General features: G+C 52.9%; 26 protein-coding genes. 7 read left to right on the top strand and 19 right to left on the bottom strand.

Annotation, left to right across the window (positions count from 1 at the left end):
- Nucleotides 1-21: 21 nt before the first annotated feature.
- The gene (gene sodC, locus VH187_RS12025; protein ID WP_329701686.1) at nt 22-543 is read left to right on the top strand and encodes a superoxide dismutase [Cu-Zn] SodC; all 522 of its coding nucleotides are present in this window, start codon (nt 22-24) and stop codon (nt 541-543) included.
- On the opposite strand, the gene VH187_RS12020 is transcribed toward sodC, so the two are convergent.
- The 3 genes from VH187_RS12020 to VH187_RS12010 are packed head-to-tail and all read right to left on the bottom strand — an operon-like array spanning nt 536 to nt 3744.
- Nucleotides 536-2560: an FUSC family protein gene (locus VH187_RS12020; RefSeq protein WP_329701685.1), complete on the bottom strand. Its 2025-nt coding sequence runs from the start codon at nt 2558-2560 to the stop codon at nt 536-538. The two genes, sodC and VH187_RS12020, sit on opposite strands and share 8 nt — an antisense overlap.
- Nucleotides 2560-3498: an HlyD family secretion protein gene (locus tag VH187_RS12015; RefSeq protein ID WP_329701684.1), complete on the bottom strand. Its 939-nt coding sequence runs from the start codon at nt 3496-3498 to the stop codon at nt 2560-2562. Before VH187_RS12015 ends, VH187_RS12020 begins: the two co-directional genes overlap by 1 nt.
- 9 nt (nt 3499-3507) lie before the next feature.
- Nucleotides 3508-3744 (bottom strand): DUF1656 domain-containing protein, encoded by a 237-nt coding sequence (locus tag VH187_RS12010; protein WP_329701683.1) that lies wholly within the window; start codon nt 3742-3744, stop codon nt 3508-3510.
- A 181-nt stretch (nt 3745-3925) separates the two neighbouring features.
- Here VH187_RS12010 and slyA point away from each other — a divergent pair, with 181 nt between their 5' ends.
- Nucleotides 3926-4366, top strand: coding sequence for a transcriptional regulator SlyA (gene slyA, locus VH187_RS12005; RefSeq protein WP_329701682.1), 441 nt, complete (start codon nt 3926-3928; stop codon nt 4364-4366).
- Nucleotides 4367-4418: 52 nt separating this feature from the next.
- Here the strand turns inward: slyA and VH187_RS12000 are convergent, their stop codons facing one another.
- A complete protein-coding gene (locus tag VH187_RS12000; RefSeq protein ID WP_329701681.1) occupies nt 4419-5774 on the bottom strand; it encodes a sensor domain-containing diguanylate cyclase in 1356 nt (451 codons plus the stop codon).
- Between the two features lie 233 nt (nt 5775-6007).
- Entirely contained in the window at nt 6008-6475 is a 468-nt protein-coding gene (gene slyB / locus VH187_RS11995) for an outer membrane lipoprotein SlyB (protein WP_329701680.1), read from the bottom strand.
- Between the two features lie 277 nt (nt 6476-6752).
- Between slyB and anmK the strand changes: the two genes are divergently transcribed.
- The 4 genes from anmK to tyrS all read left to right on the top strand — a co-directional run bounded on the left by anmK (nt 6753) and on the right by tyrS (nt 10418).
- Nucleotides 6753-7877 (top strand): anhydro-N-acetylmuramic acid kinase, encoded by a 1125-nt coding sequence (anmK, locus tag VH187_RS11990; RefSeq protein ID WP_329701727.1) that lies wholly within the window; start codon nt 6753-6755, stop codon nt 7875-7877.
- 91 nt (nt 7878-7968) lie between these two features.
- A complete protein-coding gene (gene mliC / locus VH187_RS11985) occupies nt 7969-8304 on the top strand; it encodes a C-type lysozyme inhibitor (protein WP_329701679.1) in 336 nt (111 codons plus the stop codon).
- Between the two features lie 56 nt (nt 8305-8360).
- The gene (pdxH, locus tag VH187_RS11980) at nt 8361-9017 is read left to right on the top strand and encodes a pyridoxamine 5'-phosphate oxidase (RefSeq protein ID WP_329701678.1); all 657 of its coding nucleotides are present in this window, start codon (nt 8361-8363) and stop codon (nt 9015-9017) included.
- 126 nt (nt 9018-9143) lie between these two features.
- Nucleotides 9144-10418, top strand: coding sequence for a tyrosine--tRNA ligase (tyrS, locus tag VH187_RS11975; RefSeq protein WP_329701677.1), 1275 nt, complete (start codon nt 9144-9146; stop codon nt 10416-10418).
- Between the two features lie 130 nt (nt 10419-10548).
- On the opposite strand, the gene gstA is transcribed toward tyrS, so the two are convergent.
- The 13 genes from gstA to blr form a co-directional block, all read right to left on the bottom strand.
- A complete protein-coding gene (gstA, locus tag VH187_RS11970; protein ID WP_329701676.1) occupies nt 10549-11154 on the bottom strand; it encodes a glutathione transferase GstA in 606 nt (201 codons plus the stop codon).
- A gap of 110 nt (nt 11155-11264) precedes the next feature.
- Nucleotides 11265-12770 (bottom strand): dipeptide/tripeptide permease DtpA, encoded by a 1506-nt coding sequence (dtpA, locus tag VH187_RS11965; RefSeq protein WP_329701675.1) that lies wholly within the window; start codon nt 12768-12770, stop codon nt 11265-11267.
- A 573-nt stretch (nt 12771-13343) separates the two neighbouring features.
- Nucleotides 13344-13979 carry an endonuclease III gene (gene nth / locus VH187_RS11960; protein ID WP_329701674.1) on the bottom strand — a complete coding sequence of 212 codons (636 nt, stop codon included), beginning with the start codon at nt 13977-13979 and terminating at the stop codon, nt 13344-13346.
- A complete protein-coding gene (locus tag VH187_RS11955; RefSeq protein ID WP_329701673.1) occupies nt 13979-14683 on the bottom strand; it encodes an electron transport complex subunit E in 705 nt (234 codons plus the stop codon). The genes nth and VH187_RS11955 overlap by 1 nt, the downstream gene beginning before the upstream one ends.
- Nucleotides 14684-14686: 3 nt before the next feature.
- The gene (rsxG, locus tag VH187_RS11950) at nt 14687-15307 is read right to left on the bottom strand and encodes an electron transport complex subunit RsxG (protein ID WP_329701672.1); all 621 of its coding nucleotides are present in this window, start codon (nt 15305-15307) and stop codon (nt 14687-14689) included.
- Nucleotides 15308-15315: 8 nt separating this feature from the next.
- Nucleotides 15316-16368, bottom strand: coding sequence for an electron transport complex subunit RsxD (gene rsxD, locus VH187_RS11945; RefSeq protein WP_329701671.1), 1053 nt, complete (start codon nt 16366-16368; stop codon nt 15316-15318).
- Nucleotides 16369-18408: an electron transport complex subunit RsxC gene (gene rsxC, locus VH187_RS11940; RefSeq protein WP_329701670.1), complete on the bottom strand. Its 2040-nt coding sequence runs from the start codon at nt 18406-18408 to the stop codon at nt 16369-16371. It lies immediately after the preceding gene.
- Entirely contained in the window at nt 18401-18979 is a 579-nt protein-coding gene (gene rsxB / locus VH187_RS11935; RefSeq protein WP_329701669.1) for an electron transport complex subunit RsxB, read from the bottom strand. The genes rsxC and rsxB overlap by 8 nt, the downstream gene beginning before the upstream one ends.
- A complete protein-coding gene (rsxA, locus tag VH187_RS11930) occupies nt 18979-19560 on the bottom strand; it encodes an electron transport complex subunit RsxA (protein WP_329701668.1) in 582 nt (193 codons plus the stop codon). Before rsxA ends, rsxB begins: the two co-directional genes overlap by 1 nt.
- Nucleotides 19561-19637: 77 nt before the next feature.
- Nucleotides 19638-20078, bottom strand: a complete 441-nt coding sequence (locus VH187_RS11925) for a DUF2569 domain-containing protein (RefSeq protein WP_329701667.1) — start codon at nt 20076-20078, stop codon at nt 19638-19640.
- Nucleotides 20079-20151: 73 nt separating this feature from the next.
- Nucleotides 20152-20367, bottom strand: coding sequence for a transcription modulator YdgT (gene ydgT, locus VH187_RS11920; protein ID WP_329701666.1), 216 nt, complete (start codon nt 20365-20367; stop codon nt 20152-20154).
- Between the two features lie 224 nt (nt 20368-20591).
- Complete coding sequence (locus tag VH187_RS11915; RefSeq protein ID WP_329701665.1) at nt 20592-21992, bottom strand: GH1 family beta-glucosidase; 1401 nt, start codon at nt 21990-21992, stop codon at nt 20592-20594.
- Between the two features lie 110 nt (nt 21993-22102).
- Nucleotides 22103-22240 carry a division septum protein Blr gene (blr, locus tag VH187_RS11910; RefSeq protein ID WP_329701664.1) on the bottom strand — a complete coding sequence of 46 codons (138 nt, stop codon included), beginning with the start codon at nt 22238-22240 and terminating at the stop codon, nt 22103-22105.
- A 213-nt stretch (nt 22241-22453) separates the two neighbouring features.
- Here blr and VH187_RS11905 point away from each other — a divergent pair, with 213 nt between their 5' ends.
- Nucleotides 22454-23494, top strand: coding sequence for an oxidoreductase (locus tag VH187_RS11905; protein ID WP_329701663.1), 1041 nt, complete (start codon nt 22454-22456; stop codon nt 23492-23494).
- 64 nt (nt 23495-23558) lie between these two features.
- Here VH187_RS11905 and add read toward each other — a convergent pair whose 3' ends face one another.
- A complete protein-coding gene (gene add / locus VH187_RS11900; RefSeq protein WP_329701662.1) occupies nt 23559-24560 on the bottom strand; it encodes an adenosine deaminase in 1002 nt (333 codons plus the stop codon).
- Between the last annotated feature and the right edge of the window lie 8 nt (nt 24561-24568).

Raw genomic sequence — 24568 nt, 5'->3', positions numbered from 1 at the left:
ACTTTCTTTTTTGGAGGTTCTATGCAGCGAATAACCCTCACATTATTGACCCTTGCCCTCTCTACCGGCGCTTATGCCGCCAGCACCGACGTAGAAATGAATCTGGTGACGTCACAGGCCGTCGGGCAGTCTATCGGTGACGTGAAAATTACCGAGACGGATAAAGGCCTCGAGTTTGCGCCCGATCTCAAAGCACTTCCACCGGGTGAACATGGCTTCCATGTTCATGCTAAGGGCAGTTGTCAGCCGGCAATGAAAGACGGAAAAGCGAGTGCGGCTGAAGCGGCTGGCGGTCATTTCGACCCAAACCATTCAGGGAAGCATGAAGGGCCCAACGGGATGGGGCACCTCGGTGATTTGCCGGTGTTAGTGGTAAACAACGATGGGAAAGCTACACAACCCGTGCTGGCAACGCGTTTGAAAAAGCTGGATGAGATTAAAGGCAAAGCGCTGATGATCCACGTCGGGGGAGATAACATGTCCGATCAGCCGAAACCACTCGGTGGTGGCGGCGTGCGCTTTGCCTGTGGCGTGATTAAGTAGTCCGCTCTTCTATAGTGCCAGACTCCGGAGCCTGTTCCAGCTGAAGTAAAGAGCAATACAGGCGCCAGATAATCGCTGCCAGTTCTCTGGCAGCCGGCTGGTGGTGATGGCCTAACGCTTCGTAAATTCGTTTGAGTTCAGCCAGCGCCGAGGCCAGGGGGCGTTGCTGCACGCCGCGCTCGCTCATCACATCACGCAACAGGCTGATGCACAGGTCGCGCACTTGTACCAGGGGATCAGAACGGGTTTCCCAACTGCGCAATTGCCACACCACATGCGTACAGTTTAACAACACCACGCCCCAACGCAGAAGCCAGCGGCGGGCAAGGGCATCCTGACTGCTGCTGAGCTGGCTGATGTAGTGGTACACCAGCGACTCAAATTCATGTTCGCTTTGCTGTGGACGGCGGCTTAACTGATCAACAAAGTGACGCCGTAACGCCCGGATATGTCGTCGGCTTTTACGGGCATCTGAGCCAGGTTTCAACACGGCAAAGGCCAGCCACGCTAAACCCACACCGATGATTTTCGCCAGATTATCATTCAGAAACCCGCCAAAATCATAAACCGGCGGGTTGGTTACCGAAATGAACGAGCCCATAAACACCACCAGTTGACCCCATAGCCCGGCGTACTTTGGCATTTGCAGTTTGAACAGTTGCATGGTGACGATCAGCGGGAACAGGAATAAAAGGAACTGCCACAAATCGCTGAGTTGCACCATCAGGCCAAATTTCACCACAAAGCTAAACAGCGACAGCAAAAGCAGGGTGCGTAGCAGGAGCGTCAGAGAATTAAACGGCGAGGGTGATGTTGAAAAGAGTACGCAGCAAATCGCCGCCAGCGTCAGTGCCGCAGGGCCAGATGACCATTGTGTGTTGATGGTCCACGCACCGACCATAATCAGCGCGAAAAAGGTGCGAACGCCATTCCACAATGCTTCAGCATGATCGGTCCTGCGAGTCAGTGCAGGCGCGGCGGGAACCTCAAATTCGGTGATAGCCGAAGCATTTTCAAGCCGTTTCAACCAACGACTTGAGGTCTGATACAGGCGGCAGAAATAGAGCAGCCGTTGCCAGAAAGCGTGGTGCCGATAATTCATCGGGTCCTGCGGGGCTAACGGCGCAATAATCCGCGCGACGGTGTAGGCATTCGCGCCAGGCTTTGCGAGTTCCGCAAGCAAACTTTCCAGCACGGCACGCGTATTAGCAGGTGACTCAGGCCAATTGATCAGCATTCGCCGTAGACTGGAGATAACGCTGGTCAGGCGTAATTGTTGATGCAGGAGATAGTTCAACAGGCTGTTCGAACGGCGAAAACGGTAATGGCTCCAGAATGCCTGAATACGTAACAGGTTCATGGTCAGGATTTGGCCGATGACGCTCTCATGCGCGGTACGGATGGCGTCAGTGGTGTCTGGCTGCCATAACAGGCTGGCGTGTTCCAGAATACGGGCATGCATGTTCTTTAGGGCGGTCAGCAGCGTGGTGCCGTCTGAGGTGCTGGGCAGGATCATCATCATCAATGCCCCACACAGGATCCCGAGGATTACCTCACAGACGCGCGCCTGAGCAATTGCCCAAAGATGCGTGGCATCAACCAGATTAACCATCGGGAACGCGATGATCGCGCAGGTATAGCCCGCGAGCTGGAACGCATAGGCGACGTTGTTCATGTACATCGCGCAGGTCCAGGTACAGAAGGCAATCCACGCCGACAGGCTTAACAAGAACAGCCATGGGTCGGTCATCGCGTGTCCGGCAATCAAAATAGCTGCCAGTGCGCCGAGTAAACTTCCGGCGATACGACCTAAACTTTTACTGATAACGCCGCCAACGGTGGGGAAACTGACCACCGCAGCCGAAGTCATCGCCCAATAGGGCTGATCAAGATTGATGTAATAGGCAAAACTCAGGGCCAGACACATGGCGAGGCCATTGCGCAAAGCGTATCGCCATTGAGGACGGGTCGCTTTTACCCACGGAAGCGACTGCCAGGTGAGCGCCTGTAAATTCATTACTGACCGCCAATCGACACGGTGCAGGTCGTGCCGGACACCAGAATGACATCGTCCGGAAGTTTATCGAATTCGATGCGAACAGGGACACGCTGGGCCAGACGAACCCACGGAATGGTCGGCTTAACGTCCGCAATCAAACTGCCTTCTGGGCCGACGCTCTGGTCGGAGATGGCGCGACCAATGCTGGCAACGTGACCCTGTAACGTTTGACCATTGCTGTATAACACTACGCTTGCCGGGCCGCCTGCACGAATATGGCGTAACTTCGTTTCTTCAAAGTAACCGATAACATAGAACGAGTGGCTATCGATCAGTGCAAACACCGGTCGCCCAACCGCGGCGTAATCTCCGGTGCGGGTCGACATGTTGGTGACCCAACCATCAACCGGTGCTTTGACCTCTGTTTGCGACAGTTGCCAGTTGGCATGTTCGAGGGCCGCATTGGCAGCCTCTGCGCTCGCTTTGGCGGCGGCGACGTTTGCCTGAGCGGCTTCGGCGTTCGCTTTTGCCGTTTGTAGCGCAATGTTTACCGTGTCGAGATCTTCTGCCGAGATAAAGTTTTTAGGCAAATCACGACGGCGGTCGGCCTCGCGACGCGCTTTCGCCATATCTGCTTGGGCTTTATCACTGTCCGAATGGGCTTTAGCCATATCAGACAATGCCTTAGCGTGCTGGGCCTGGGCATTCATGACTGCAATGCGGAAGGGGGTGGCGTCAAGTCGGAAAAGGACATCGCCCGCTTTCACTGCCTGGTTATCGCGCACATTGAGTTCGGTGATACTGCCCGAGACCTGAGGCGTGATGCTGACCTGCTCGGCACGAATCTTGCCATCGCGGGTCCACGGGGATTGCATGTAATAATTCCACACCAGCCAGACCGCGATTAGCGCCAAAGCCGCGACCAGCAGCGTAGAGAAATATTTTAGCTTTTTCATCGAGTTATTTTACCACGCCACAATCAGAAGCAACGCCAGGCAGACTGCCAGCGCGAACAGGGAAAGATCCATTAACAGCGGATGCCACACGTCGCCTGCATACATCCAGTCACGCAACAGACGATGGGCGAGAAGCCAGATAAGAAAGCCGAGCAGGACCGCCTTGAACAGAGGCGGAAAATAGATGTTAGCCCCGACAATCAAGTCCTGTAGGGGAAGTCCCGGTGTGTTGAGCGTAAGCTTCACGAGCAAAAATCCTTTGCAAAGGCATCGTTACGGGTTAAAGGGCGCGATGCGTCAGAATAACAAGTAGTGTAAATCATTGTGTCAGCCAGCGGGGACGAGGCAATACATTTGTTTTGGTCATTTAAATGCTGCACACTATTCTAAAATCAGTATAATAACTTAGCAAGCTAATTATAAGGAGATGAAATTGGAATCGCCACTGGGTTCTGATCTGGCACGACTGGTGCGTATTTGGCGTGCTCTGATTGACCATCGCCTGAAACCTCTGGAATTAACACAGACTCACTGGGTGACACTGCATAACATTCATCAGTTGCCGCCTGAGCAGTCTCAAATTCAACTGGCTAAAGCGATTGGTATCGAGCAGCCTTCTCTGGTCCGTACGCTGGATCAACTGGAGGAGAAAGGCTTGATTTCGCGTCAGACCTGCGCCAATGACCGTCGTGCTAAACGTATTAAACTGACTGAGAAAGCGGAACCGCTGATAGAAGATATGGAAGCGGTGATCCGTAAGACGCGGGGGGAAATTCTCTCTGGCATCTCACCTGAAGAACTGGATTTACTGCTTGGGCTTATTCGTAAGCTGGAGCAAAACATCAACGAGCTACAGATTAAAGACTGAGTTTCCTTTTTCTGTACGAAACGGAAAGGCCCTGATATCAGGGCCTTTTTTCTTATTCTTTCCAGAGAACCACCCGGTTACGGCCACTCTCTTTCGCCTGATACATCGCTTCATCGGCGCGCTGGACGCAAACTTCATGCGTCGCCTGCGGTTGTGTAGCCGTGTACACCCCCATGCTGATGGTGACCTGCTCTGGCAGGTGCTCGTGGCTACTCTCACTGACAGTTTCACGGATCTGCTCCGCAATGCTGTGGGCGGTTGACGCGTCGGTGTGGCTCAACAGGAGGGCAAACTCTTCACCGCCGATACGGGCCGCCATGCTGCCCTGGCTCATGGTGTCCTGAAGAATTTCGGCTACGAACTGAATCACCTTATCACCCTGAAGATGACCGTAGCGATCGTTGATGCGTTTGAAATGGTCGAGATCGCAAACGATGACCGAGAGCGGCGCGTCGGGGGAGACATGTGCCATCTGATTTTTCAGGGAATCATAGAAGAAGCTGCGGTTGAACAGACCGGTCATCGTATCGCGGATCGAATTTTGGTATGAGCGCAGATAGCGAGAGTTTGACTCCTTATACAACGTAAACACATCACATAGCAGGACAAAAATTAAAAACAGCGTCGCAACCGTTTCGAACAGACGTGCCTGATACCAGGTGTAACCGGTGATGGAGACCGATGGCAGCAATAAAATCAAGGTGAAGATATAAAACACGCAAAACAGATAGCCGCTGAACCAAAATATATTTCGCATCCGGGTCATTACCAACATAAATGTCAGCGTGACGCACCAGATAAATATCATGCCACCGATCAGGTATTGGTGCCAAAGTGGTGAGAACAGTTGAGTTAGATTATCAATAAGATACAGCGTCATTCCGTTGTAATGACTTGAATACAGCCATGACAGGCATAGGATGAATAATGTAAAACCGATGCACAAAGAAAGAATAACAATGTGATTGCGACGGCTATGTATATTGCTGTGACGATAGCGATAAAGAAATATTGATGCGGTGAATAATATGGACATCAATATATTACGGAAAAAATAGTAAAGAATCGCGTCGTTGTAGCGAGCATGCGTGGGCGACGCGCAAAGCAGCCAGTCTGAATAGCTGATGAGCGTGCCCAGCATCAGCACCGTCGACCCCGCGAAGGCACAGGCAATGGCCATCAGGTATAACCGATGTTTATCACATAAGTATTTCATCACCATAAAACAGGCAATCATAATGTGAAAAATCATCAGGAACAGCGTGATGGCCGGAAACAGTACAGGCGACATCGTAGGAATACGATAAATGACTTGGCTGGAAAAAAGATGCAGCAAGCCGATGGAAAATAGGGCGATGCCAAAAAACAAAAGCAAGCGATTAAAAGGGAACAATTTAATTCCGGTCATGTAACATCCTGAAGCACAAAATGGCAAGCAGTAAAGAGCAGGTATCCAGCCTGAAGGGCCATAAGTGTACGATTCCCGATTCAATTAAATATTGCGCAGGCGCAAATATTATTTCACTAAAGAACCCGAAAATTTCGGAATGGTAAATTTAAGGAAATAACGGTGAGTAAAGTGCAGAACACGGAAAGGAATGTAAAGAGAAGCGTGTGACCAAAAGGCCACACGCAGAATCATCAGCGTGGGGAAACGGTAACCTGGCTGCCGTTGCTCGCCATCACGACGCGCTGTCCCGCAGAGAACTGAGTATCGCCCTGTTTCTGCACAACCATAATGGTGTTGCCGTCGTCTTTACGGATTTCCAGCTCAACGCCCTGGGTTTTGTTCATTGCACCCTGAACGCCCTGGCCCGCTACGCCACCTGCAACAGCACCTGCCGCCGTAGCCAGTGAACGGCCTGTGCCGCCGCCAACGGTATTACCGAGGAAGCCACCCAGCACTGCGCCACCGATAGCACCGATGACATTAGAATCATCGCCGCCCTGAATTTGTACCGGACGGGTATGAACAATGGTCCCGTAGGTTACATTCTGAACCTGTTTGGCTTCGGATGCGGAATAAACGTCCCCGGACAGGCCGCTGCTGCTAACACAACCACCAAGCGTTAAACCAATCATTGAAACGGCCAATACACGTAACATCATTTATGAATCTCCTGTTCACCAAGAAACGCTCTTGAGAGCATCCTTACACCGCAATTATATGGCATTTATGCACCGCAGGTCATATGTTCTGCGAGGATCTGCCTAAAATTGTACGCTATTTGTGCTTAACCGAGGGTAAACCGCTGTTGTGTTGTCACGTCAAATTCGCCCGGCAAAGTGCCGTGGCTCTCGTTTGTTAAATTTTGCTATGGGATCATGGTATTAAGAAAGACTTTATGTTTCAGTGGAGATCTCTGTCATGAACTCAGGAAAGCGCATGAAATCGGGTCGCTATATTGGTGTGATGTCGGGCACGAGCCTCGACGGTGTAGATGTCGTGCTGGCGGCGATGGACGATAGCATGGTGGCGCAACAGGCCAGCTTGTCGTATCCCATCCCCATTACGCTCAAGGAAGATATTCTGGCCATTTGCCAGGGGCAACAACTGACACTTTCGCAATATGGTCAGCTCGATACGCGTCTTGGTCATCTGTTTGCTGATGCCGTGTTGGCGCTAATGACACAGGAAAAGCTGTCCGGGAGTGACATCGTGGCAATTGGTTGTCATGGGCAGACCGTTTGGCATGAACCGGACAGCGAGGCACCGCATACGCTGCAAATCGGTGACAATAACATTATTGCGGCCAAAACAGGTGTCACGGTGGTGGGGGATTTCCGTAGACGGGACATTGCCCTGGGTGGGCAGGGTGCGCCGTTGGTGCCTGCATTCCATCACGCGTTGTTAGCGAATCCGCACGAGCGTCGCATCGTTCTGAATATCGGTGGTATTGCTAATCTGTCGTTACTGTGTCCGGGACTGCCGGTAAAAGGGCATGACACCGGTCCGGGAAACATGCTGATGGATGCGTGGATCTGGCGCCAGTGCGGTAAACCTTACGACAAAGACGCAGAGTGGGCGAATTCCGGAAAAGTCATTATCCCACTGTTACAGGAAATGCTGAGTGACCCGTGGTTTGCCCTACCTGCGCCGAAAAGTACCGGACGCGAATATTTCAACTACGGCTGGTTAGAACGCCAGTTAGCGAAGCATCCGGGACTGGCGGCGAAAGATGTGATGACGACGCTCACGGAATTGACGGCTGTAACCATCAGCGAGCAGGTGTTGCTGAGCGGTGGCTGCGAGCGACTGTTGGTCTGCGGCGGCGGAAGTCGTAATCCGCTATTAATGGCGCGTCTCGCCGCGTTGCTTCCAGGAACGGAGGTCACCACCACGGATGAAGCGGGTGTCAGTGGCGATGATATGGAAGGTTTAGCCTTTGCGTGGCTTGCCTGGCGCACCCTTTCCGGGCTGCCAGGAAATCTACCGTCAGTAACGGGGGCGAGTGAAGCAACAGTTCTGGGGGCCATTTTCCCTGCAAACCCCGAGCAGAATAAGAGTTAACTGACTGAGTCGCGTGGCTGTTACCGATAGAATGGAAGTGTTGAGGGAGGGCAACTGCCCTCCGGGACCAGGACAGTCTTAAGGCAAGCCAATGAAAAAAATTCTCCTCGCTGTAGTACCGTTGATAGCCCCCCTGATGCTCTCAGGTTGTAGCTACTACAACCAGTTCGTTGAGCGGATGAACACCGACACCCTGCAATATCAGTGTGATGAAAAACCGTTGACCGTTCACCTCAATAACACCCGTCAGCAGGTCGATTTCATCTATGACAACCAACAGCAGACGCTGACGCAGGGCATTTCCGCATCGGGTGCGCGTTATACCGACGGCATCTATGTTTTCTGGTCGAAGGGCGACAGCGCAACGGTTTACAAGCGTGACCGTATCGTACTGAATAACTGTCAGTTACAAAATCCGAAGCGTTGAGATTTTGCTGAGGGCAGCGCACAATAGCGTTACCTGAAGACAACTTCGTAAACGCCATGTCTGACAACGACGATCTGCAGCAAATCGCGCATCTGCGCCGTGAGTACACCCGTGGTGGCCTGCGCCGCCACGACCTTCCTGCTGAACCGCTGGCACTGTTCGAACGTTGGTTGAGCCAGGCCTGTGAGGCTAAGCTCGCTGACCCGACCGCCATGGTGGTGGCGACCGTGGATGAACACGGTCAACCGTATCAGCGCATCGTGTTGCTCAAACATTACGACGAAAAAGGGCTGGTGTTCTATACCAACCTCGGCAGCCGTAAAGCACATCATCTTGAAAACAATCCGCGAATCAGCCTGTTATTCCCCTGGCATACTCTGGAACGCCAGGTGATGGTGACGGGTAAAGCTGAACGTCTTTCTACGCTTGAAGTGGTGAAATACTTCCATAGCCGTCCGCGTGACAGCCAGATAGGCGCATGGGTGTCTAAACAATCCAGCCGTATTTCGGCGCGTGGCATTCTCGAAAGTAAATTCTTCGAACTGAAACAAAAATTCCAGCAGGGCGAAGTGCCACTGCCGAGTTTTTGGGGCGGATACCGTGTCCCAATCGAGTCGATGGAGTTCTGGCAGGGCGGTGAACATCGCCTGCACGATCGTTTTCTGTACCAGCGTGAAAACGACGCCTGGAAAATCGACCGTCTCGCGCCATAATCACGCATTTTGTTGCGTTAAGCGCTGGCACAACACGGGCTGGCGTTTTATTCTATTGACCTTTCGCATCTGGCGAAACGTCGTGTACCGGCAAAGGTGCAGTCTGTTTTATACATGGAGACTTTGATGGCGAGCAGTAACTTGATTAAACAATTGCAAGAGCGGGGCCTTGTGGCTCAGGTGACGGATGAGGAAGCGTTAGCAGAGCGACTGGCGCAGGGCCCGATCGCGCTCTATTGCGGCTTCGATCCGACCGCTGACAGCTTGCATTTGGGGCATCTCGTTCCCCTGTTATGCCTGAAACGCTTCCAGGAAGCGGGCCATAAGCCTGTGGCTCTGGTGGGCGGCGCAACTGGCCTTATCGGCGACCCAAGTTTCAAGGCAGCAGAACGTAAACTGAATACCGAAGATACCGTGCAGGAGTGGGTGGATAAAATCCGCAAACAGGTTGCACCGTTCCTCGATTTCGACTGTGGCAGCAACGCGGCTATCGCGGCGAACAACTACGACTGGTTTGGTGGTATGAACGTGCTGACCTTCCTGCGTGACATCGGTAAACACTTCTCCGTGAACCAGATGATCAACAAGGAAGCGGTCAAACAGCGTCTGAACCGTGATGATCAGGGTATCTCCTTTACTGAATTTTCCTACAACCTGCTGCAGGGTTATGATTTCGCGTGCCTGAACAAACTGCACGGCGTAGCGCTGCAAATTGGCGGTTCTGACCAGTGGGGCAACATCACTTCGGGTATCGACCTGACCCGCCGTCTGCACCAGAATCAGGTGTTCGGTTTGACCGTTCCGCTGATCACCAAAGCGGATGGCACCAAATTCGGTAAAACCGAAGGCGGTGCAGTATGGCTTGATCCGAAGAAAACCAGCCCGTACAAGTTCTACCAGTTCTGGATCAACACCGCCGATGCAGACGTATACCGCTTCCTGAAATTCTTCACCTTCATGGACATCGCTGAAATTAATGCCCTGGAAGAAGAAGATAAAAACAGCGGTAAAGCTCCACGCGCTCAGTATGTGTTGGCCGAGCAGGTCACTCGTCTGGTTCACGGTGAAGAAGGCCTGGTGGCGGCAAAACGCATCACCGAAAGCCTGTTCAACGGTACGCTGAGTGACCTCAGTGAAGCTGATTTCGAACAGCTGGCGCAGGATGGCGTGCCAATGGTTGAGATGGACAAAGGCGCTGATCTGATGCAGGCGCTGGTGGATTCTGAACTGCAACCATCTCGTGGACAGGCGCGTAAAACAATCGCGTCCAACGCGGTCACCATCAACGGTGAGAAGCAGATTGACCCGGAATACACATTCGCTGAAAGCGATCGTCTGTTCGGGCGTTACACTCTGCTGCGTCGTGGTAAGAAAAACTATTGCCTGGTGTGCTGGAAGTAATATTTTAGACGGAGCGGGCCAACAAAACGCGATCTATTCGTAGGCTCGTGCCGGGCAATCAGCCAGCGAATGAACAAACTAAAGGCCGCAAATGCGGCCTTTTTTACGTTTCGTGAATGCCCTAATAGCCTTAGCTCAGACCTTCCGCAGCCATCGCTGCTGTTACGCCAGGACGTGCAGCCACGCGAGCCATATAGGCTTCAATGTTTTTCAGCCCGCTGATATCCAGTTTCACCGCATGTGCCCAGCGCAAAACAGTAAACAGATAGCCATCTGCAATTGTGAAGCGATTCCCGCAGATCCACTCGCCATCGCGCAGTGCATCGTTCACATAGCCGAGTTTCTTCTCCAGCAACGCGCGTACAGTGGGTTTGAAATCTTCCGGCGTGTCGGGACGGAACAGTGGCGTAAAGCCTTTGTGCAGCTCTGTGGCGATGAAATTGAGCCATTCCAGCGTTTTGTAACGGGCGATGCTGCCAGCCGGTGCCAGCAGTTGGCGATCGGACTTGGTGTCAGCGATGTACTGCATAATCGCCACGCCTTCGGTCAGCAGTGTGTTGTCATCCAGCAGCAGGGCGGGTACCTGGCCTTTTGGGTTCACGTGCCAAAAATCTTCCCCGTTTTCCAGCACCTTTTTCGCGAGGTCAACGCCAACCAGTGAAAAGTCCATTCCGCTTTCCTGCAACGCGATATGGGAAGCAAGGGAACAGGCGCCGGGCTTGTAGAACAATTTCATGACAAACTCCTTTAGACACAGATGTGTTCTCTATCCTAGTGCGCGGACAGATAAAAAAAAAGCCGCTGAACGTATTCAGCGGCTTAAATTATTCGGTTTCCCGGGGAATATTACGCAGTCGCGGTTTCGCGAGCTTTGACATCTGCTTCGTCGTCAAGCGTCATGCGGTTCAGCTTCGGTGCGAGCAGGATCATCAGAACGGCAATCACAGCAGTCGCAATACCGATTTTCAGGAACACATCACCGTACACGTGCAGAGACAGCAGCGGGTCGGTTACGTTTTCTGGAACGGCCATCAGGTTCGCAATTTTACCGGCGATGATAGCTGCACCGGCAGTGGTCAGGAACCAGCTACCCATGATGAAGCCCATCAGACGCTGAGGAACCAGCTGTGCAACCATTGCCAGACCCAGACCAGAGATCATCAGTTCACCGATGGACTGCAGGGCATAGCTCAGAATCAGCCAGTTTACCGAAACGATACCGGCGTCAGAGGCGAATTTCGCACCCATTGGCAGCACAAGGAAGGCACAAGAGCACAGCACCATACCGACAGCAAATTTGTGCGGCATTGGCAGGCGGTCGCCCATCTTGTTATAGATAGCAGCCAGAATCGGGCTACCAATCATGATCCAGAACGGGTTCAGGGCCTGGAACTGCTCCGGCTCGAACGCAATACCCAGAATAGAGTGCTCAACGTTACGAATAGCGAAGAAGTTCAGAGAGGTTGGCATCTGGCTGTAGAGCACGAAGAACACAACCGCTTCCATCATCAGAATGAAGGCAACGATCATCTTACGACGCGCAGCGCCTTTCATCGCGAAAGCTTCTTTAGCAAAGATGCAGATGATGCCCAGCGCAACCACGCCCAGTACCATGCGTGCAACACCCTGGTTGTGCAGCAGCCAGGTCGCGATGGTCACCAGAACCACTACGCCCACGATAGTGGCCAGCAGTTTGCCCATATTCACTGGTGCAAAGTCAGGTTTAGAACCGTAGTTTTTAACCCACTTACGGCAGAACGCGAAGTTAACGACGGTAATACACATCCCAACAACGCTGAGCGCGAACGCTACGCTCCAGCCATATTTCGCTGCCAGCCATGGCGTGGCAAGCATGGAGAAGAAGGAACCGATGTTGATGGACATGTAGTACATGGTGAATGCACCGTCCAGACGCGGATCATCTTTATCATAGCAGGTAGAAAGCAGGGAAGACGGGTTGGCTTTGAACAGGCCGTTACCGACCGCAATGGTCGCCATACCCATATAGACCATGGCCGCATCGTGACCTGAGAAGGCCACCATCGCATAACCAATCGCCAGAACGATTGCACCCAGCATAATAACGCGCTTGGTACCCAGTACTTTATCGCCCAGCCAGCCGCCGACCGCGACCAGACCGTATACCAGAGCACTGAAAGAGGAGAACAACGTGATGGAGTCCGCTTCGGACATGCCCAGTTGTTTGACCAGATAAACGGCCATGATCCCTTGCAGGCCGTAAAAACCGAAACGTTCCCACAGTTCAATGGAGAAGATTAAATAGAACGCTTTTGGCTGTTTGAAAGCGTTGAGACTTACGCTTTCTGCTGTTGGTTTGTTTGCAGTAGACACTTATACCTCTTTTTTTACATCCCATATTAACGGGGTTCGTGGGCGTGACGATCGTTTCGACATCCGCCTTATAATTATTCTTGGAGGGGAAAACGGCAGGTAATGTTCACTATCCATGGCCTTCACACAAGGGGTTTGTAATACTCTGTTACACATATGGATGGCGTTATAATCGTCCGGTCATCCAAATGTTATTCAGCGTTTAACTTCACCGTTTCGTTTCTTCCAGATTTTTTCACTACCGAAATGCGGTTTTTATCGGCAAATGGCTATATGTTCTGCTGATTTGCGCGTTGGATAGTGATATGGGCCATTATTCTTAAAAATAGTGGTGATATGTCTGGTTAAAAAACAGTTAACCACTGCATCGGCAAAGGCTTGTGTGGTTTTTAGTAACACTTACGTAACGTTGTGTTATCGAAGTGATCTAGCTCACATTTGTATAGAAAATTTTGCTCATAAAAAAACATTTAACCTGAATGAGCGATAAATAACCGAATGAAACGTTATAGGTAAGCTGGATACAGGGACAATCAGGTGGCGGGAGCGCCGTGTTGCAACACGGCGTAAAACTCAGAGTTCGACTTTCTCTTTATACTCACACAGATCTTCGATGATGCATGAGCCGCAGCGAGGCTTACGAGCAATACAGGTATACCGCCCGTGCAGAATAAACCAATGATGACAGTCGACTTTAAATTCAGCGGGAACCACTTTCAGCAGCTTCTCTTCAACCTGTTCGACGTTTTTGCCAGGTGCAAAGTTCGTGCGATTACAGACGCGAAAGATATGGGTGTCGACGGCGATAGTGGGCCAGCCAAAAGCGGTGTTCAGTACCACATTGGCGGTTTTGCGCCCCACGCCAGGCAGGGCTTCAAGCGCCGCGCGGTCTTCCGGAACAACGCTACCGTGTAGCTCGATAAGCATTCGGCAGGTTTTAATCACATTTTCGGCCTTGCTGTTAAACAGGCCAATGGTCTTAATGTACTCTTTCACGCCATCGACGCCGAGAGCCAGCATGGCTTCAGGGGTGTTTGCCACCGGGTAGAGTTTTGCTGTTGCTTTATTCACGCTCACGTCTGTGGCCTGCGCGGAAAGCAAGACCGCTATCAGCAATTCGAACGGTGTCGTGAAATTGAGTTCGGTTGTCGGGTGCGGGTTGTTATCTCGCAATCGGGTCAGGATTTCGTGGCGCTTCTCTTTGTTCATCAGGCTTTCCCTGTTGTGGTTTTCACGTCCGGCGCGACTTCACAATGATTACGAACGGAGCTGGCTTTCTGCTTCGCCCGCTGATCGATAACGTATTTTACCGCCAACAACATACCGAGGCCAATAAACGCGCCGGGCGGTAACATGGCTAACAGGAAGGGCGTATCGGTGTGGAACACTTCAACACGCAGCACTTTCGCCCAGTTGCCGAGCAGGCCATCCGCTCCGTCAAACAGCGTTCCATTACCCAGGATTTCACGGAGTGAACCCAGCACAAACATCGCGCCGGTTGCGCCCATACCGATAGCAAAACCGTCCAGCGCCGACAGCATCGGGCCTTTTTTCGCCGCGAACGCTTCCGCACGGCCCACCACTATACAGTTGGTCACAATCAACGGGATAAAAATGCCCAGTGACTGGTACAGGCCGAAGGCGTAGGCGTTGATCAACATCTGCACTGAACTCACGACCGAGGCGATGATCATCACGTAAATTGGGATGCGAATTTCAGGTGGCGTCCAGCGGCGTAGCAGAGACACAAACAGGTTGGTTAACGTCAGCACCAGCGTGGTCGCAAGACCCAGTCCGAGCGCATTAGTCGCCGTCGACGTGACAGCCAGCAGCGGGCAAAGCCCTAATAATTGCACCAGCGAGGAGTTGTTTTTCCATAATCCCTGAACAATAACGTCTTTGATTTCGCTCATGATTTACTCTTCACAGGGGCTAAGTTCGTTGATCTGCTGCGGCAGCGTTTGCGCAAACAATCCAGCACGTTTCACAGCGTTCACCACCGCGCGAGGAGTAATAGTCGCGCCGGTAAACTGATCGAAATCGCCACCGTCTTTCTTCACCGCCCAGTGCGTATCATCGCTGCCATGAATGATTTTCCCGGCAAAACGGCTGATCCAGTCGGAATGGCGCAACTCAATTTTATCGCCCAGACCCGGCGTTTCATGGTGCAAGGTCACGCGTGAACCGAGGATTGTGCCGTTAAAATCGGCCCCGACCAGCAGTTGAATCGCACCGGAGTAACCGTCGGGGGCAGTGGCTTCCATCACAACCGCCACAGGCGTGTCGTCTTTCCGGGCGACATAAATTTTGTGCGGGCCTTTACCCAACGCCGGTTCGTTCAGCAGAAAGCAACTTTTCAGCAAGTCGTTATTATAGCTACCTTGTGGAACCACCTGATCAAACAACGCCATCTGCTGTTTGGCAGACTGTTCGTCAATCGTGCTTTTGGTCATCTGATTGATGATGGCCGTCATTCCTGTGGCTCCCGCGGCGAAAAGGGCCAGCGTGATGCCATGTTTACGAATCGTAGTCAGCATGGTCTGTCTCAGCGGTGTCCATAAACGCGCGGGCGCGTGTAGTAATCGATCAGCGGCACGGTAATGTTGGCGAGCAAAGTCGCGAAGGCCACGCCGTCTGGATAACCGCCAAAGCTTCGAATTAGCCAGACCAGCACGCCCGCGAGTGCGCCATACATCAGTCGACCACGGTTGGTCGTCGAGGCAGTCACGGGGTCTGTCAGGATAAAGAACGCGCCGAGCATCGTTGCGCCGGAGAGCATATGTAGCTGCGGCGACGCCAAAGAATCAGGGGAGAACACCCAGCCAAGCGTAGAGCACAGCGCTAATGTCAGCAGAAAACTCACCGGAATATGCCAGCGAATGGCTTTTTGCCATAACAGGAACAGACCACCCGCCAGATAGGCCACGTTGACCCACTGCCAGCCAATACCCGCCAGCGCGCCACGATAAATAGAAGAATGCAGAATATCGCTTACGCTGTGTCCGGCATGCAGCGAGGTTTTGAAGGTGTCGAGCGGCGTTGCCTGGCTGATACCGTCAATGCCTAAGCGCAGCGTATTGATATCGGCCCCGGCGGTGGTATGACCGCTAAAGATGATTTGCAGTGTATCCATTAACCCCGGAGTATTGGCCGCGATCTCCTGCGGCGGAAGCCAGGATGTCATTTGAACCGGGAAGGAAATCAGCAACACGACATAACCAATCATTGCCGGGTTAAACGGGTTATTACCGAGACCACCATAAAGCTGTTTGGCGATGATCACCGCGAACGCCGTGCCGAGCACAATCATCCACCAGGGGGCCATCGACGGAAGACTGATAGCCAGCAGCAGCCCTGTTAATAGCGCAGAATTATCTGCCAGCGTCTGACCAACATGCTGTTTGCGCAGACGCAATATAGCGGCTTCCGCACCCCAGGCCGTTACGCTTGCCAGAACGATTTGAACGAGCGTACCCCAGCCGAAAAACCAGGTCTGAACGGCGATGCCGGGCACCGCGGCCAGCAACACCAGCAGCATAATGCGCGATGTTTGACGATGGTTATGGGTATAAGGGGAGCTTGCGATTTTAAAAACCATTTATTCCTCGTTCACTGCCTGTTTTTCTGCTTTACGCGCTTTCGCACGGGCGATAGCCGCTTCAACGGCGGCTTTACGCGGATCGATGGTTTCAGCCTCTGGCTCATTCGCCGCCTGCTGTTCGGCTTTGCGTGCTTTGGCGCGCGCAATCGCTGCTTCAACAGCCGCTTTGCGCGGGTCAACCGTTGCAGTAACTGGCTCAGCGGTTGCCTGCTGTTCGGCTTTGCGTGCTTTGGCTCGCGCAATCGCTGCTTCAACAGCCGCTTTGCGCGGGTCAACCGTTTCGGTAACGGGTTCTGCGGCTGGCTGCTGTTCGACTTTGCGCGCTTTAGCGCGGGCAATCGCCGCTTCAACGGCTGCTTTGCGCGGATCGACGGCTTCGCTTACCGCTTCATTTGTTGGTTCGTTTTGTTGTTTTTCGGCCTGTGCGGCTCGCGCCTGCGCTTTGCGGGCTTCACGGGCAGCAATCACCGCGCTGTTATCTGGCGCTGCACCAGCCTGTACAACGACGGGTTGTGTAGCTTGTTGCTGTTTTTCGCGCACACGATTTAGGGCGGCGTTAATCGCATCCTGATCCTGAGCGGCGGGTTGCACGGCGGCTTTTTTATGACGTTCAAGACGAGCGGCTTTATCCCGTTCCAGACGCTCAGCACGCGCTTCGAAGCGGGCTTTGGCATCAGCGGCGCGTTTTTCTTCCTCACGAATGGCAGAGATCTCGGCTTTTTCCTGACGGAAGTATTGCACCAGCGGGATATTGCTCGGACAGACCCATGCGCAAGCACCGCACTCAATGCAATCCGACAGGTTGTGTGCCGTCGCTTTATCATGCTGCTGGCCTTTGCTGAACCAGTACAGCTGCTGTGGAAGCAAATCTGCCGGGCAGGAGTCAGCGCAGGCGCTACAGCGAATACAGCCTGTCTCTTCCTGATGTTCACCCATTTCACTGGCAGAGGGGGCCAACAGACAGTTGGTGATTTTGACCACTGGAACGTCGAGCCACGGCAGAGTAAAGCCCATCAGCGGACCCCCCATGATCACCATTTGCTCAGGATTCGCGCAGAAGCCTGCGTTTTCGAGCAAATGACGAACCGGTGTGCCCAGACGTGCCCAGACATTGCCCGGACGGCTGACCGATTCACCCGTTAGGGTGACCACGCGCTCGGTAAGCGGTTCACCGTCAATAACTGCGCGCTTCACCGCAAAGGCGGTGCCAACGTTTTGCATTAACACGCCGATATCGGAGGAACGACCGCCGTGTGGAACCTGTTTACCGGTGAGTATTTGCGTCAGTTGTTTAGCACCACCGGACGGATATTTGGTCGGAATAACACGCAAACTGATGCCATGCGCATCGGCGAGCACCGCGCGCATCATCGAAATGGCCTGCGGCTTGTTATCTTCAACGCCGATCAGCACTTCTTTCGGTTGCAGAATATGCGCCAGAATGCGGATGCCGTCGAGGATTTGCGCGGCACAGTCTTGCATCAGACGGTCATCGGCGGTGATGTAAGGTTCGCACTCGGCGGCGTTGATGATCAGCGTGTCGATTTTATCGCCGCCGCCTTTGAGTTTGGTTCCGGTCGGGAAACCTGCGCCACCGAGACCGGCAACGCCGAAATCGTGAATACGCTCAATCAGCGCTTCACGGTCGCGCTGTAGCCAGTCGCTCCAGCCGTCACGGTCAATCCAGCGATCTTCACCGTCGGCCTCGATAATCACACTCATTTCGGCCAATGCCGAAGGATGGGCGGTGGAGTGGGGGGCAATCGCGATAACTGTGCCGGATGTTGGCGCATGAACGGGCAGCATTCTGCCCCAGCCACGCGTTAACGGCTGACCACGTAAAACGCGATCGCCCGGGCTGACGTTCAGTTCGCCTTCGGCACCGATATGTTGTTTCAGCGGAATGACATAACGCTGCGCAAGAGGCACCTGGCGCAGCGGCGAGCCATTGGACTGTGTCTTCATTTCCGGCGGATGAATGCCGCCGTCGAAGTCCCAGATTTTGTCCTTTCTGAACGCGGAAAATAACTTAAGCATGGTGTTCCACTGGAATAATACGGACTGGAATGGTTTGCAGATCCCATTTCCAGCTTTCGGTTGTCTCGGCAACCGGAATTAATTCGATGCACTGCGTCGGACACGGCGCGACACAGAGATTGCAACCGGTACACAAGTCAGTGACGACGGTGTGCATTGCGCGAGTTGCGCCCACAATGGCATCAACCGGACAGGCCTGAATGCATTTGGTGCAACCGATGCAGTTTGGCTCGTCGATAACCGCGATCATGCGAACCGGCTCAACGGCCTGATCGTCACCGTCAATAGGCTGCGGTTCAACGTTAAGCAATGTGGCAATTTTCAGCATCACGGCTTCACCGCCAGGCGCGCAACGGTTGATGTTCTCGCCCTGGCTGCCTACTGCTTCTGCGTAGGGGCGACAGCCGGGATACCCGCACTGTCCGCACTGGCTCTGAGGCAAGATTTCATCAATTTTCTCTACCACCGGATCGTCCTGCACCGCAAAGCGGCGCGAAGCGTATCCGAGAATGCCGCCAAAAATCAGGCCTAACAGGCTGAGGGCGACAATGGCAATCCACACTAACGTCATTACAACTTCACCAAACCTGTAAAGCCCATGAAAGCCAGAGACATCAGCCCGGCGGTAATCAGCGCGATGGCGTTGCCCTTGAACGGAGCAGGGACATTCGCGACCACCAGACGTTCACGAATCGCGGCGAACAGCACCATCACTAATGAGAAACCGACCGCTGCGGAGAAACCGTAGAGCGCCGATTGCAGGAAATTATGCCCAAGATTGATGTTCAGCAGCGCGACACCCAGCACCGCGCAGTTGGTGGTGATAAGCGGCAGAAAAATGCCCAGCAGGCGATATAACGCAGGGCTGGTTTTACGCACCACCATTTCGGTGAACTGCACCACTACCGCGATGACCAGAATAAAGGCCAGCGTGCGCAGGTAAATCAGATTAAGCGGAATAAGGATCCAGGTGTCTATCATCCACGCGCAGACCGATGCCAGCGTCAGCACGAAAGTGGTGGCGAGCCCCATTCCCATAGCCGTTTCCAGTTTTTTGGAAACGCCCATAAACGGGCACAGTCCGAGAAACTTCACCAAAACGAAGTTATTCACCAGGACAGTGCCGATAAAAAGCAGTAGGTAATCAGTCATATTGGACCAGAAACGAAAAAAAGCCGCCTATTATCGGTCAAACCGGAGCAGGCGACAACAGATCATCTGTAGGGTTATTACGGATTGACGAAAGTGCGTTTAACACGTGTCGAGCGCTTGAAGTACGGCACCAGCAGCGCAGTCGCCAGTAACGGGAACAGTAACTGGCGCAGGGCCATGGCGTCCGAGACTGGTGCGAAAGCAAATGCCTTCACCGCTAACAGCACGGAAATCAACAGCCAAATGATGTAATGCTTCGGCACCAGCTTACGGCGTTTGAAGAACGCAGCGGTCAGCCAAAGCGTGTAACAACACATAGCGACAGCGAAGACCAGTGAAAGGATCCACAGGCTCAAATTGGTTGTTGTTAACGCTGCCAGGTGAGCACGTGCGGAAGGAGAAACCAGCACACCGACATACAACAGAACAGCTAATGAGGCGCTGAGCAAAGCCACCAACAGCCAGGCAAGCGGGGCGAGCAACCAGCCACCAATACGTTCTGCGGGTTCTGTGGACATGCCTTCTCCTGAATTAGCGTCAGTCAAAAATCAGGGCGAGAGTATAAGCAACTGACGCTTGAGAAAACAGTTTTTATTGCACGTAGCGCCAGACTGTCTTTGGCACCTGGCCGATATCGTATAAACGACCACCCGAAACCAGCTCCGCACGACGGTGATCAGCCGCGCGATACATATTCACGATCTCCTGGGTATCGTCCAAAGAGTAATTAAGGTGGTCAAAGAGTTTTTCCAGACTTTCCAGCGAACTGATTTTTCGGAATTTTAATAAATAGTCCTGAACGGTCATATGCGTGAATATCCCTTTTATGGTGTTGTATTTATTATAGAAATAATATGAAAGTGGCCACGTTTTCCCGATGCAGTTGTAGGGCATGGCAACGTGATTCCGAAATATTATTTAGGCTATAAATACTAAAAACAAGCCCGGGAGATGATTCTTGTGCCGTTGGATTTAAATTAAGATTTTTCTTCGCAAAATATCAGGCGCCAGACGGCGCCTGGAGAGAGGGATTAACGTTGCTCGCCGTGGGTGGCAATGACGTTTTGATACCAATAAAAACTCTTCTTACGTTTACGCGCCAGATTTTGATTGTGATCAACATAAACAAAGCCGTACTGCTTTTTGTAGCCATTCAGCCAGCTCAATAAATCGATAAACGACCACGGGTAATATCCACGAACATCAGCTCCCAGAGCGATCGCTTTCTCCATTGCCTCGATATGCATCCCTAAATAGTCAATGCGTGGCTGATCGACAATTTCACCGTCGATAATAGGGTCTTTGGCTCCGAGACCATTTTCAGTGATGTACATGGGAATATCACCGTAACGATCTTTAATCATCATGATGCCGTCAGTTAACCCCTGCGGCCAGATTTCCCAGTCCCAGTCGGTGTACACGCCATCGGGGTTGCGCACGAATTTGAACAGGTCTTTAAAGCCAAATTCGCTGCCGCTGTTCGGTTCACCATTGTGGTTGCTGGCGGTTTTGGTTTCGCCAGGATTGGCGACAACCGTTTCTCGACGATAGTAATTCAGGCCGATAAAGTCGCAGATATTGTTGCGCAGCAGCTCGTCATCACCCGGCTCAAAGCGGGGAACGTCCCACAGGGCTTGTGTCTGAGCGAGCAACGCTTCTGGATAATGACCTTTCAGTACCGGATCGTACAACCAGTGAGTGTGGATCGCGTCGGCAAGTTCTGTGGCGATGCGGTCTTCCGGGCTGTTGGTCAGTGCCGTATGGGGCTGTAACACGTTAACAAAGCCGATTTCGCCTGGAACGTTCATCTCCCGGAAGGCTTTCACCGCCAGCGCATGGGCGATAAACACCTGATGACAGGCTTGCACGGCACGTGCCGGTGAACGTACAGAAGGGGGATGGCTGCCTGTAATATAACCATGACCGATAAAGACAATGGTTTCGTTGAACGTAGCCCACAGCTTCACGCGGTCGCCATAGCGCGAATAACACAGGCGCGCGTATTCTTCGAACGCTTCGGCGGTGGTACGGACTTCCCAGCCACCTTCATCCTGTAGTGCTTGCGGCAGGTCCCAATGGTAGAGGGTGATCATCGGCACAATGTTGTGTGCGAGCAGGGTGTCTATCAAATCGCTGTAAAACTTCACGCCAGCCTCATTCACGTCACCGCGCCCTTGAGGCAACAGACGAGGCCAGGAGATCGAGAAACGGTAACTTTGCAGGCCCATTTCGGCCATCAGCGCCACGTCTTCCTGCATGCGGTGATAGTGATCGACTGCGACGTCGCCGTTGGTGTTCTGATAGGTTGTGCCGGGAAGATGCGAGAAGACGTCCCAGATGGAAAGCCCTTTGCCATCTTCATTGTGCGCGCCTTCTACTTGATACGCCGCAGTCGCAGCGCCCCAGAGAAAGTCTTTCGGAAATGCAGCCATTACATGCTCCTTATCGATGAGATAAAAGCAGTGTAAGGAGTGAGGATGAGAGTCTGCAACCGGTTTCAGAAACCGGTTACATAGTTGCGACCGAAGTCACTTTCTGAGATTTACTTCGTTTGCGCGGCGACAACAGGTTCGGGTGGCTTGTAGTTATCAATGTGATGCGCTGCAATGAGCAGCAAAAAGCAAACCCCCAGCACAATCCAGCCAATCAGCTCGACAATGCGATTAAATACCATAGTCATAACAATCAATGTCCAAAAGAATCCAGGGGCGAAATGTTACCAGGAACATTGCGTTTGGGCCAGGGCAGAGCCGCATAATTTAGTGTTATTTTTCACCAGTCGCTGAAAGTTGCAGCGCCGGGAGCCGCAGATGTGGGGATATTGTTAATAATGAGTTGTGAGCATCTTGCAGATGTTGTGAAATGGCAGGCATCCACAGATGAGGGCGATAACATGAGTGACACTATCCGGGTCGGATTAATTGGCTATGGCTATGCGAGTAAAACCTTCCACGCACCGCTTATCAGCGGAACGCCGGGAATGGAATTAGCCGCTGTCTCCAGCAGTGATGAAGCGAAGGTCAAAGTAGACTGGCCGGGCGTAAAAGTTGTCTCTGAGCCCAAGAATTTGTTCAACGATCCCAGCATTGATTTGATTGTCATTCCTACCCCGAACGATACCCATTTCCCTTTGGCGAAAGCCGCGCTGGAAGCGGGTAAGCACGTGGTGGTGGATAAACCATTTACGGTGACACTGTCACAAGCGCGTGAGTTGGATGCATTGGCTCGCAGCCTTGGACGCCTGCTTTCCGTATTCCACAACCGCCGCTGGGACAGCGACTTCCTGACAGTTAAAGCGTTGATCGCAGAAGGCACACTCGGGGAAGTGACGTTCTTTGAATCGCATTTTGACCGCTATCGTCCGGAAGTGCGTAACCGCTGGCGCGAACAGGGCGGTCCGGGCAGTGGCATCTGGTACGATTTGGCCCCGCATCTGCTCGACCAGGCCGTCAATCTGTTTGGACTTCCGGTCAGTCTGACAGTAGATCTGGCGCAGCTTCGCCCGGGCGCACAATCTACGGACTATTTCCATGCTGTCTTGACCTACCCACAGCGTCGTGTTGTCTTACATGGTACGTTGCTCGCCGCAGCGGAATCGGCGCGTTATATCGTCCACGGCACGCGTGCGAGCTATGTGAAATATGGTCTCGATCCGCAGGAAGAACGCCTGAAAAATGGCGAGCGACTGCCGCAAGAAGATTGGGGCTATGACATGCGGGATGGTGTGGTGACGCGTGTGGATGGCGATGATCGTACGGAAGAGACCTGGCTGACAGTGCCAGGCAACTATCCGGCGTATTACGCAGGCATCCGCGATGCACTAAACGGCAGCGGTGAAAACCCGGTTCCGGCAAGCCAGGCGATTCAGATTATGGAATTGATTGAATTAGGGATTGAATCGGCTAAGCATCGTTCCACATTGAGCCTGACCTGATTACATTCTGTTTTTACAGACGAGAAAGCCGCTCACTGAGCGGCTTTTTTGCGTCACAAAGATCTCAAGCCGCTTTAACTTTCGCCATCAGCGCCTGTTTTTCCTGCGCCGAGAGGAACGCAATTTCCAGTCCGTTGATCTGTGCCTGACGAATTTGCGCAGCAGACAGACCCGCAGCCGGGGCAGCGACTTCGTACTCGTGAATAATGTCGATGCCCTGAACCGCCGGATCGTCGGTATTCAACGTTGCCAGTACGCCGTGTTCAAGGAAGGTTTTCAACGGATGACGTGCCAACGATGGCACAGTGCTGGTCTGAATATTCGACGTCAGACAGGATTCAATCCCGATACGTTGTTCCGCGAGGAAATCCATCAATGCCGCGTCTTCTACCGCTTTCACACCGTGGCCGATACGCTCTGCACCCAGTTCACGAATCGCCTGCCAGATGCTTTCCGGGCCCGCCGCTTCGCCTGCGTGTACGGTGATGTGCCACCCAGCGTCACGAGCGCGATTGAAATGGTTGAGGAACAGGCTGCCCGGGAAACCGAGTTCATCGCCAGCCAGATCGAGTGCCGTAATGCCATCGCGATGCGCAAGCAGGGCGTTGAGTTCTTGCTCGCAGGCGGCTTCGCCAAAGGTGCGACTCATAATACCAATCAGTTTCGCCTGAACCGGGAAATCACGGCAGCCTTGTTGAACGCCCGCAATTACGGCTTCAACCACGCCGGCAACCGGCAGGTTGTGCGTCATCGCCATATAACCTGGGGAAAAACGCAGCTCAACGTAGTGCAAGCCATTGCGAGCCGCATCTTCAATATTTTCATAGGCCACGCGACGGCAAGCGTCTAAATCGGCGAGCACTTTCACGCCCCAGTCGAGTTTGGTGAGGAAACTCACGAGATCCGGTTCAAGACTGGTGACCTGCACGTGTGGGCGCAGAGAATCGAGAGTAGAGGCGGGAAGCGCAATATTGTGCTGTTGACCGAGTTCGAGGATGGTTTGCGCACGAATGTTACCGTCGAGGTGACGGTGAATGTCTGTCAGGGGCAGATCTTTGTGAATCATGGTCGCAC

Origin of the sequence: Scandinavium sp., from assembly GCF_036271055.1 — a bacterium.
Classification (GTDB): domain Bacteria; phylum Pseudomonadota; class Gammaproteobacteria; order Enterobacterales; family Enterobacteriaceae; genus Scandinavium.
This window is presented reverse-complemented; position numbering and strand designations above follow the sequence as displayed.